Source organism: Rhizobium sp. SVR5-9E (genome assembly GCF_056755095.1).
Genome location: NZ_JBNDHS010000050.1, coordinates 14,221 through 25,016, shown reverse-complemented (window position 1 = coordinate 25,016; position 10,796 = coordinate 14,221). Strand labels below are relative to the sequence as shown.

The window sequence follows — 10,796 nt, the reverse complement described above, 5'->3', positions numbered from 1 at the left end:
TGGATGAGGACGGTTGCGGCATCTGCAACGAGTGCCTTGAACCCGGACCAACCCTGGGAGCAGCCGATGCCGGTTCGAAGCGCCGGGCTTCTCATTTACCGCCGATCAAGTAGCCAACTGGAAATTCTTCTGGTGCATCCCGGCGGCCCCTTTTGGGCGAAGAAGGATGAAGGCGCCTGGTCCATTCCGAAAGGCCTCGTGGAGCCGGGCGGGGACGAGTTGACTGCCGCGACCCGCGAGGCTCGGGAGGAACTGGGCGTCGCCATCGAGGGGACGTTCGTCCATCTCGGAGAGTACCGTCAGCCGGGCGGGAAGGTCGTGACCGTCTGGGCGGTCGAGGCGGATCCGGTATTGGACGTGGACGCGATAAAGAGCTCGATGTTTCAGATGGAATGGCCTCCAAAGTCAGGGAGGATCCAGTCTTTCCCAGAGGTGGACAGGGCTGGCTGGTTTGCCCTTGCCGATGCCGAGATCAAGCTGCTCAAGGGGCAACGGGCGATGCTTGGCGCGCTTCTCGACCAACTTCAGTCGACAGACCATCCGATGTGAAGGCTTCATAGAGGACGAGCAGAGTGACTGCGGCCCTTCTCATAAGGGGCGGAGGGTCGCCTGGTTCAAAAATATTCCGTAGCGTTCTCGCGAAATCCCCGCCTGTTATGTACTAATTGCCGATCACAGCAATCTCTCGAACACGGTGTTTCCAATGACATCAGCGTTTCTTTCGCATCTGACATCCGAACTCGCCTCGCTGAAGGACGCCGGACTTTATAAGTCCGAGCGCGTCATCACCTCGAAACAGGCCGGCGAGATCGCAGTCGCCTCCGGTGAGCGGGTGCTGAATTTCTGCGCCAACAACTATCTCGGCCTTGCCGACAACGAAGAGTTGGCCGAAGCGGGCAAGAAGGCGCTCGACCGCTATGGCTACGGCATGGCCTCCGTCCGCTTCATCTGCGGTACGCAGGAAGAGCACAAGCAGCTCGAGGCGCGCATCTCATCGTTTCTGGGCATGGAGGATACGATTCTCTATTCCTCCTGTTTCGATGCCAATGGCGGCCTCTTCGAGACCCTGCTCGGCGAAGAGGATGCGATCATTTCCGATGCGCTCAACCATGCCTCGATCATCGACGGCGTGCGGCTCTCGAAGGCCAAGCGTTTCCGCTACGCCAACAATGACATGAAGGCGCTCGAAGAAGAGCTGAAAAAGGCAGAGGGCAGCCGCTTCAAGATGGTCGCCACCGACGGCGTCTTCTCGATGGATGGCATCATCGCCAATCTGCAGGGCGTCTGCGATCTCGCCGAGAAATACGGCGCGATGGTCATGGTCGACGACAGCCATGCCGTCGGCTTCGTCGGCAAGCATGGGCGTGGCTCGGCGGAACATTGCGGTGTTGAAGGCCGAATCGACATCATCACGGGCACGCTCGGCAAGGCGCTGGGTGGCGCTTCCGGCGGCTATACCTCGGCCAAGGCGGAAGTCGTCGACTGGCTGCGCCAGCGTTCGAGGCCTTATCTCTTCTCCAACACGCTCGCTCCGGTCATTGCCGCCGCTTCGCTCAAGGTCTTCGACCTCATCGAAAACGGCAACGTGTTGCGCGAGAAGCTTTCCGCCAATGCAGCGCTTTTCCGCTCCGAGATGACGAAGCTGGGCTTTACGCTGGCGGGCGAGGGGCATCCGATCATCCCCGTCATGCTTGGCGATGCCAAGCTGGCGCAGGACATGGCGGCGCTGATGTTGAAGAAGGGCGTCTATGTCATCGGCTTCTCCTTCCCGGTCGTGCCGAAGGGCCAGGCCCGCATCCGCACCCAGATGTCGGCTGCGCATTCCACGGCGGATGTCGAGCGCGCGATCGCAGCCTTTGCCGAGGCCGGTCGCGAACTTGGTGTTGTTTGAAGACAATTCGCCCTTCTCCCCAGCGGGGAGAAGATGTCCGGAAGGACAGATGAGGGGGCGAGCGAAGCAAGGCTCAAAGCGCAAGCGGCGAGCAATTAATTTGGACGTCTGCGGCCCCCTCATCCGCCCTTCGGGCACCTTCTCCCCCAGGGGAGAAGGGAGATGAGGCCGGGGCGCCAAGCAAGGAAAAAACGATGTCGAACATGATGAAGGCGCTGGTCAAGTCGAAGGCGGAAGTCGGGCTCTGGATGGAGAACGTTCCGGTTCCGGAGGTCGGCCCGAACGACGTGCTGATCCGCGTAAAGAAGTCCGCTATCTGCGGCACGGACGTCCACATCTGGAATTGGGACCAGTGGGCGCAGAAGACCATTCCGGTGCCGATGGTCGTCGGCCATGAATTCTGCGGCGAAATCGCCGAGATCGGTTCGGCCGTCACCAAGTACCATGTCGGCGAGCGGGTCTCCGGCGAAGGCCATATCGTCTGCGGCAAGTGCCGTAACTGCAGAGCGGGAAGGGGCCATCTCTGCCGCAACACGCTGGGCGTCGGCGTCAACCGCCCCGGTTCCTTCGGTGAATTCCTCTGCATCCCCGAGAGCAATGTCGTGCCGATCCCGGATGATATTCCCGACGAGATCGCTGCGATCTTCGATCCCTTCGGTAATGCGGTGCATACCGCGCTTTCCTTCGATCTCGTCGGTGAAGACGTGCTTGTCACCGGCGCGGGCCCGATCGGTATCATGGGGGCGCTCGTCGCCAAGCGCTCCGGCGCCCGCAAGGTGGTCATCACCGACATCAACCCGCATCGGCTGGACCTCGCGCGCAAACTCGGCATCGATTACGTCGTCGACGCGTCGAAGGAGAATCTGGCCGATGTCATGAAGGCGATCGGCATGACGGAGGGCTTCGATGTCGGCCTGGAGATGTCGGGTGCGGCACCGGCCTTTCGCGACATGATCGACAAGATGAACAATGGTGGCAAGATCGCCATTCTCGGCATTGCGCCGGCCGGTTTCGAAATCGACTGGAACAAGGTCATCTTCAAGATGCTGAACCTGAAAGGCATCTATGGCCGCGAGATGTTCGAGACATGGTACAAGATGATCGCCTTCGTGCAGGGCGGGCTCGACCTCTCGCCGGTCATCACGCACCGCATCAAGATCGATGAGTTCCGGGATGGCTTTGAGGCGATGCGCTCGGGCAATTCCGGCAAGGTCGTGATGGATTGGATATGAGGGAGATAGGATGATGATTTACGAGGGAAGCTGCCATTGCGGCAATGTCGCTTTCGAGGTGGAGGGCGATTTCAAGGAAGCTCTCGACTGCAATTGCTCCCTTTGCCGGCGTCGAGGCGGTCTCCTAGGCTTCGTGCCGCGCGCGAAGCTGACGCTGAAAACGCCTGAGGAGAACCTCTCGACCTATACGTTCAACAAGCATGTCATCAAGCATCACTTCTGCTCGAATTGTGGCATCGCACCGTTCGGCGAGGCCGACGCTCCCGACGGCACGGCAATGGCGTCAATCAACCTCCGCTGCATTCCGGCCATCGATCTCGCGGCATTGAAGGTGACGCATTACGACGGACTGTCGCACTAGGTTATGCTGCCGCCTGCAGAAGAGGTGGCGGCCGCCACTATAAAGCCGCAGACAACACCGATATGAGGGGCGAGGGCGTTGCGCCCTTGTCTTTTCCTGGTGACATCCTATCTAAGCGAAGCGATCGCTTGAGCGGTTCCAAGCCTGTGGATAAGGCTTTTTCCATGTTTTTGACGGCTTTTTTTGTGGAAAAGCTTGACGAGAACAAAAATTGTGGGAATCACCGTTCGACTTGAAAGCGGTGGACTGGGTCAGGGCGGATCGCACATAACCATGGCCGGTGATTTCGATGCATGGAAGCTCTGTCATTCTGGGCCGGCAATTGTGGTTAATCGGGCTTTAAAGGTCATCCCGTTAGGTGGGTAAAAAGGTGATTCGAGGCTTGCGTTTGCGCGCTCAGGCTTCGAGGGCCATTCACCGTAGCGAGTTTGAATAGCGTCAGGAAGGCGACGATATAAATGGCAACCAAGGTCAAAGAGAACGAAGAAGCGGAAGTCGAACGCGACGGCGCATCCGACGGCCCTCTTCTCGATCTTTCCGATGACGCGGTCAAGAAAATGATCAAGGCCGCGAAGAAGCGCGGCTATGTGACGATGGACGAGCTGAACGCCGTCCTGCCGTCCGAGGAAGTGACGTCCGAGCAGATCGAAGACACGATGGCGATGCTGTCCGACATGGGCATCAACGTCATCGAAGACGAGGAAGCCGAAGAGGCGGGCCAGGGCAGCACCGACGACGACGACGCCGGCGGCGATGAGGAGAGCGAGGGCGGCGAACTCGCACCTTCCAGCGGCACCGCACTTGCGACTGCCAAGAAGAAGGAGCCGACCGATCGTACCGACGACCCGGTGCGCATGTATCTGCGCGAGATGGGTTCCGTCGAGCTTCTGTCGCGCGAAGGCGAAATCGCCATCGCCAAGCGTATCGAGGCCGGCCGCGAAACGATGATCGCAGGCCTCTGCGAAAGCCCGCTCACCTTCCAGGCGCTCATCATCTGGCGCGACGAACTGAACGAGGGCACGACCCTGCTTCGCGAGATCATCGATCTCGAAACGACCTATTCCGGTCCGGAAGCCAAGGCTGCGCCGCAGTTCCAGAGCCCGGAGAAGATCGAGGCCGACCGCAAGGCCGCCGAGGAAAAGGAAAGGACGCGCCGCCCGCGTTCCGGCGACGACGACATCACCGATGTCGGCGGCGAAGGCTTGCCTGTGGAAGAGGAAGAAGAGGACGAGGACGAATCCAACCTGTCGCTGGCCGCTATGGAAGCGGAACTGCGTCCGCAGGTCATGGAAACGCTCGACCTTATCGCCGAGACCTACAAGAAGCTGCGCAAGCTGCAGGACCAGCAGGTCGAGCAGCGCCTTGCCGCCACCGGCACGCTGTCTTCCGCGCAGGAGCGCCGCTACAAGGAACTGAAGGACGAGCTGATCAAGGCGGTCAAGTCGCTGTCGCTCAACCAGAACCGCATCGAAGCGCTCGTCGAGCAGCTTTACGACATCAACAAGCGCCTCGTTCAGAACGAAGGCCGCCTGCTGCGTCTGGCTGAATCCTACGGCGTCAAGCGCGACTCGTTCCTGGAACAGTATCAGGGTGCCGAGCTCGATCCGAACTGGATGAAGTCGATCGGCAATCTGGCGGCGCGCGGCTGGAAGGAATTCGCCAAGGGCGAAAACACGACGATCCGCGACATCCGCCAGGAGATCCAGAACCTCGCGACGGAAACCGGCATCTCGATTTCGGAATTCCGCCGTATCGTGCACATGGTGCAGAAGGGCGAGCGCGAAGCGCGCATCGCCAAGAAGGAAATGGTCGAAGCGAACCTTCGCCTCGTCATTTCCATCGCCAAGAAGTACACGAACCGAGGCCTGCAGTTCCTCGACCTCATTCAGGAAGGCAACATCGGCCTGATGAAGGCGGTCGACAAGTTCGAGTACCGTCGCGGCTACAAGTTCTCGACCTATGCGACCTGGTGGATCCGTCAGGCGATCACCCGTTCGATTGCCGACCAGGCCCGCACGATCCGCATTCCGGTGCACATGATCGAGACGATCAACAAGATCGTCCGCACGTCGCGCCAGATGCTGCACGAGATCGGCCGCGAGCCGACGCCGGAAGAACTGGCGGAAAAGCTGGCCATGCCGCTCGAAAAGGTCCGCAAGGTCCTGAAGATCGCCAAGGAGCCGATCTCGCTCGAAACCCCTGTTGGTGACGAGGAAGATTCGCATCTCGGCGATTTCATCGAGGACAAGAATGCGCTGCTGCCGATCGACGCCGCGATCCAGGCGAACCTGCGCGAGACGACGACCCGTGTTCTCGCCTCGCTGACGCCGCGCGAAGAGCGCGTGCTGCGCATGCGCTTCGGCATCGGCATGAATACGGACCACACGCTCGAGGAAGTCGGCCAGCAGTTCTCGGTCACCCGCGAACGTATCCGCCAGATCGAAGCGAAGGCGCTGCGCAAGCTCAAGCACCCGAGCCGCTCCAGAAAGCTTCGCAGCTTCCTGGACAGCTAAGCACGTGCCGGCTGCGCGGCAGCCGTCGTGCGACTGATTTGATGATTGAAGAGCCGGGTTCGTCCGGCTCTTTCGCGTTTGGGCTCCACACATTCCTTCGCTTTCCGCAGGCCGGAATGGTATAGTCTGCGCACGGGGGAAGGGACCGGCCGCAGCGCGTGAGCAAGGTCGCCACATACCTGCGTGGACCAAAACCCTCCGTGGGGAGGTGTGCAATGACCACTTATGTCATGCTTATCAACTGGACAGATCAAGGCATTCGCACTGCACGCGACTCGGCAAAACGGCTGGACGCGGCCAAGAAGGCGCTCGGCGATATGGGCGGCTCCTTCAAGAACTTCTTTCTGACGATGGGCGACTACGACATGGTCGCCGTATGCGAGGCGCCGGACGATGCCGTGATGGCACGGTTTACCCTGCAACTTGCGACGGGCGGCAATGTTCGTACGCGGACGCTGAAGGCATTCCCCGAGGCTGCCTATCGTGAAATCATAGGCTCTCTCAGCTAGTTGCAATCGCAGGCGCGTGAACAATAAAAGATATGGACCATCCGCCGCGCGGCTCTCGACCGGCCGCGCGGAAAGCACTTTTTTGTTTTATGGCTTGATGATGCCTTCTTAAAAGGCCACATCGGTAGCTTGTCGTGAGCATCATCCGTGGGCATGCAGAAGATCGTCAAAAAGCGCTGGGGGCAGATCAGTTGGGGCGTGGCAGCCTCGATTGCATTGCACGTCGCCGTTGTCGCCTTCTTCCTCGTCAAATTACCAGACCGGCCGCCCGAACCGCCCAAAGAAGAGACCGTAAACGTCGATCTGGTGCCGCCGCCCGAAGAGAAAAAGCCGGAAGAGAAGAAGCCGGCTGAAAAGCCGCCAGAGATGCCAAAGATAGAGGAGAAGGCGGAAAAGGCGCCGGCACCCCCGCCAGCGCCACCGCCACCTCCGCCACCAGAGGCCAAGCCGGAAGAAAAGCCGCCTGAAGCGCCGAAATCCGAGGCGAAGAATGACCTCTCCGGCAAGGAGGGGAAGGGTCAACCCATGCCTGTTCTGAGGCCCGTCTTCGAATTCGGCGACAAGGATACCGGCCCCCGGAAATCCGACACGGGCAATGCTGCGGCGGAGGCCGGCAAGCCGCCGGTAACGCCGCCCGATGAGCCGAAGCCCGAGGAGCCCAAGCCAGTCGAGACGGCTGCGGCAAAGCCGCCCGTTACCGACAAGCCGCCGGCAAATCCCGTACCGGAGGACGTTGACTTGCCGCAGGTGGATGTCGCCAATATCGACACGCCGAAGGACGGTCCTGCGGCTGGCGCGCAAGATGAGGCGAAGGTCGCGCTCGAACACGCGAAGCCGTCTGAAAAACCGAAGACCAAGCAGACGGAGATGGCGAAGGCTGAAAAGCCGAGTGAGCTGAAAGAAGCCAAAACGCTGTTCTCGCAGAACGAAACGGATGATCCGATCGCCCGGACCGCAATGGGCAACCTGCCGCGGGGCAGGCGGGCCGCCCAACTTTGCAGCACGGAGCTTCGCGAGCAGCTTATTCACAGCTCGCCTGCCTACAGTCCGGTGATGGTCCCCAATTATGCTCTGCCGCGCGGCACGGTGCTTGATATCCGCCGCGGCGCTTTTCGCACGCGCGACGGCTGGTATGACGTTCAATACCGCTGCGAGGTGGACGAGGGCGTCACCAAGGTTGTCTCGTTCGCCGTTGACGTCGGCGATCCGATCCCGCCCAGCCAATGGCGGGCCCGCGGCTTTCCGGAATACTGACAGGCGGCGTGCTGCGTCAGCCTTGCGCAAGTGAGCCCCTGTAGTCCGCTTTCATCGCAGAATGTTCCGATGACTGAAAGGACCAGGAGATGTCGATCGACATTGACCGCTTCTTCGAAATGCAAGATGAGGCCGCGAGGCACGCGTTTCTCGAAAACAAGGGTGACGAGCTGACCGATATTCTTGTCGCCGCACTCGAAGATGCCTTGAAAATCCTCTCCGACGAAATCCGCCCTGAAAGGCTGCATTGACATCACCGGACAGGCGTTCAATTTCGAGAGCGCCCGTTTGCTGCGCAATTGTCCGCGGAGATGAATTGCGGTAGCCCATGATGCTGCGCAGCGAGCTCGGGGACTTTCCATGAACGATTGGCTTCCTGAGCGCGAAGGGATGCCGCTGGCAATTGCCGCACATCTTTCCGGCTATCGGCTGCTGCGCGATGCGATGGGCCGTTCCGCCGCAAATGTCTTCAGGCTGGAGGCGGACGGCCGTACGACGCTTTACCTGAAGGTCGAAAAAGCAGGTCCTTTTTCCGAGCTCAGCGACGAAGCGGCCCGGCTTGGCTGGCTGAAGTCCATGGGCCTTGCCTGTCCCGATGTCGTCGCCCAGACAGCCGATGGAGCGAGGAACTGGTTGCTGATGACGGCGCTGCCGGGCTGCGACCTCGCGAGCAATTCTGCGCTTTCCCCCTTGAAGCGCGTCGAGATCACGGCGGCTGCGCTTGTCGAACTGCATCGCCTTGATGTCCGTCTCTGCTCTTTCGATCATCGGCTGGAAAGGCGCATCGCGGTCGCGAAGGCGCGCATGGAGGCCGGCGTCGTCGACGAGATGGACTTCGATGCGGTGCGGATGGGCAGGGGCGCGGCAGCGCTCTTTGCCGATCTCGAGAATATGAGGCCTGGCGGCGAGGATCTTGTGGTGGCGCATGGCGATGCCTGTCTGCCGAACTTCATCGCGCTGAATGGCGGCTTTTCCGGCTATATCGACTGCAGCCGTCTCGGCGTTGCCGACCGCTATCAGGACATCGCGCTTGCCTGCCGCAGCATCCAGTTCAATCTCGGCGCCGCTTTGGTTCGGCCCTTCCTCGATGCCTACGGAATGGCGGATATCGATCCGGCGCGGCTTGATTATTACCAGCTCCTTGACGAGTTCTTCTGACTTCCGGTGATTGCAGATAGCCTGTGCTGCTGGCACAGTGGCTGGCGTTGATCGTAGCCCGGAGTAGGCATGGCAACGAGCCAATTCAGGATGCTTCGCTCGGCGATAGCCGGGATCGAAGCGGTCGAGGCGCGGACGCGGCACAGCTTCCCGCGGCATACCCATGAGCAATTCGGCATTGGCCTGATTTTCGCTGGAGCTCAGAGGTCGCTGAGCGGGCGTGGCATGGTCGAGGCGCAAGCCGGTGACCTCATCACCGTCAACCCGAATGAAGTCCATGACGGCGCGCCGATCGGCGAGGGGCGGTCGTGGCGCATCCTCTACTTCGACCCGGCCGTCATCGGTGACCTCACGAACGATATCGGTGAGGGCAGGGCGATGCGCTCCGAAATCCCGCAGCCGGTCATCCACAATGTTGCCTTAGCGGGGCGCTTCGCCAGCCTCTTTGCTGCCGTCACCGGCGGACCCGCGCAGGACGATCTCGCGCGCGAGGAGCGACTCCTCGCGCTGGTCGCGGACGTCATGCGGGAGCAGCCGATGCCGGAGACCGCGCGAACGGCTCCGGGGGCTGTCGCCAAGGCAAAAATTCTGATCGACGATGATCCCCTCGCCAAGCTCTCGCTTGCCGATCTCGCGCGGGAAAGCGGACTCAGCCGATTTCAGGTCCTGCGTAGCTTCGCAAAAGCAACGGGAATGACGCCGCACGCCTATGTCATCCAATCCCGGATCCACTTGGCTCGCCGCCTGATCGCTTCCGGGACGCCGCTTGCCGAGGCTGCCTTCGCCAGCGGGTTTGCAGACCAGAGCCACATGACACGCGTCTTCGTCGCCAGATACGGTCTGTCGCCGCGCACCTACGCGAGAGCATTGGTCTGACGGCCTGCAATTTCGTTCAAGATGTTTCTCTGGCTTCGCGGTTCTCTTCGTCCACCAAAACGGAGAGGGCAATGACGAGACCATTTCAAGGCTACATCTATCTGACGCTGGCGATGATCACGGTGGGCAGCACGGTCATCGCAAGCAAGGTCATCGCGTCGGGTCTTCCGCCGTTTACGGCAACGGCGCTGCGTTTCGCCATGGCTTTCCCTTTCTTCCTCCTTTTGATGCATCTTACCCGGTCCCGGCTGCCAAGACTGTCCCGCCACGACTGGTTGATCCTCCTGACGCAGGCAGGGGCTGGCAGCGTCGGCTACACGACGCTGCTGATCTCGGGCCTTCGACTGACGTCGGCGGCAAACGCCGGCGTCATCATCGGTACGCTGCCGGTCGTCTCGGCGGCGATCTCGATCCTCATTCTCGGCGAGAGGCCGCATCGCTTTTTGCTGGCTGCGATCGCGCTTGCCGCCTCTGGCGTTTTCTCGATCGCCGCAACGCCCGGCGCATTGGCGGGCGGCTCACTGGCCGGCAATGCGCTGATCCTTGGGGCGGTCTTCTGCGAAGGGCTGTTCATCCTCCTCAACAAGCGCATGCAAACCGAGATACCGCCGCTGACGCAGTCGGCGCTGATGACGGGCATCGGTTTGGCCGTCGCGGGCATTGCGGCCCTGTTCGAAAACCATGCCGCAAGCGGATTCTCACCCGCGGCGCTGATCGCCGTTCTTTATTATGCGCTCGTGCCGACCGTCGGCGGGTTCATTCTATGGTATGCGGGCTCCGAGCGCGTCAGCGGCAGCGAGGCGTCTCTGTTCACCGCGATCGCACCGGTCTCCGCCGTCATCCTCGCTTTCGTTCTGCTTGGCGAAGACGTCCGCCTCAACCAGCTTCTTGGAATCGCCTGCGTGCTCACCGCCGTCCTGGGGCTCGGGTTTTCCGCGCTTGTCCGCGTGCGGCGCGCGTGACTGGCACGTTCAAAACGTCGACGGCCGCCCTTGGGAAGCC

11 protein-coding genes are annotated in these 10,796 nt (G+C 61.0%); all 11 read left to right on the top strand.

All coding sequences use genetic code 11. The annotated features are described in order from the left end of the window. Positions 1 to 66 precede the first annotated feature (66 nt). The 11 genes from ACPYOJ_RS21160 to ACPYOJ_RS21110 all read left to right on the top strand — a co-directional run bounded on the left by ACPYOJ_RS21160 (position 67) and on the right by ACPYOJ_RS21110 (position 10,756). Positions 67 to 549 carry an NUDIX hydrolase gene (locus tag ACPYOJ_RS21160; protein WP_481417990.1) on the top strand — a complete coding sequence of 161 codons (483 nt, stop codon included), beginning with the start codon at positions 67 to 69 and terminating at the stop codon, positions 547 to 549. Between the two features lie 154 nt (positions 550 to 703). Then, positions 704 to 1,891, top strand: coding sequence for a glycine C-acetyltransferase (locus ACPYOJ_RS21155; protein WP_481417989.1), 1,188 nt, complete (start codon positions 704 to 706; stop codon positions 1,889 to 1,891). A gap of 194 nt (positions 1,892 to 2,085) precedes the next feature. Further along, complete coding sequence (gene tdh, locus ACPYOJ_RS21150; protein WP_481417988.1) at positions 2,086 to 3,123, top strand: L-threonine 3-dehydrogenase; 1,038 nt, start codon at positions 2,086 to 2,088, stop codon at positions 3,121 to 3,123. A gap of 13 nt (positions 3,124 to 3,136) precedes the next feature. Next, complete coding sequence (locus ACPYOJ_RS21145) at positions 3,137 to 3,484, top strand: GFA family protein (RefSeq protein WP_481417987.1); 348 nt, start codon at positions 3,137 to 3,139, stop codon at positions 3,482 to 3,484. A 458-nt stretch (positions 3,485 to 3,942) separates the two neighbouring features. Further along, the gene (gene rpoD / locus ACPYOJ_RS21140; RefSeq protein ID WP_168830561.1) at positions 3,943 to 5,997 is read left to right on the top strand and encodes an RNA polymerase sigma factor RpoD; all 2,055 of its coding nucleotides are present in this window, start codon (positions 3,943 to 3,945) and stop codon (positions 5,995 to 5,997) included. Between the two features lie 215 nt (positions 5,998 to 6,212). Continuing rightward, positions 6,213 to 6,506 (top strand): GYD domain-containing protein, encoded by a 294-nt coding sequence (locus ACPYOJ_RS21135; protein ID WP_168830562.1) that lies wholly within the window; start codon positions 6,213 to 6,215, stop codon positions 6,504 to 6,506. 153 nt (positions 6,507 to 6,659) lie between these two features. Then, positions 6,660 to 7,760, top strand: a complete 1,101-nt coding sequence (locus ACPYOJ_RS21130) for a DUF930 domain-containing protein (RefSeq protein WP_481418003.1) — start codon at positions 6,660 to 6,662, stop codon at positions 7,758 to 7,760. 89 nt (positions 7,761 to 7,849) lie between these two features. Beyond that, positions 7,850 to 8,011 carry a hypothetical protein gene (locus tag ACPYOJ_RS21125; protein WP_481417986.1) on the top strand — a complete coding sequence of 54 codons (162 nt, stop codon included), beginning with the start codon at positions 7,850 to 7,852 and terminating at the stop codon, positions 8,009 to 8,011. A gap of 109 nt (positions 8,012 to 8,120) precedes the next feature. Further along, positions 8,121 to 8,918 (top strand): APH(3') family aminoglycoside O-phosphotransferase, encoded by a 798-nt coding sequence (locus ACPYOJ_RS21120; RefSeq protein WP_481417985.1) that lies wholly within the window; start codon positions 8,121 to 8,123, stop codon positions 8,916 to 8,918. Positions 8,919 to 8,987: 69 nt separating this feature from the next. Beyond that, a complete protein-coding gene (locus ACPYOJ_RS21115) occupies positions 8,988 to 9,794 on the top strand; it encodes an AraC family transcriptional regulator (RefSeq protein ID WP_481417984.1) in 807 nt (268 codons plus the stop codon). A 71-nt stretch (positions 9,795 to 9,865) separates the two neighbouring features. Beyond that, positions 9,866 to 10,756, top strand: a complete 891-nt coding sequence (locus ACPYOJ_RS21110; protein WP_481417983.1) for a DMT family transporter — start codon at positions 9,866 to 9,868, stop codon at positions 10,754 to 10,756. Positions 10,757 to 10,796 lie beyond the last annotated feature (40 nt).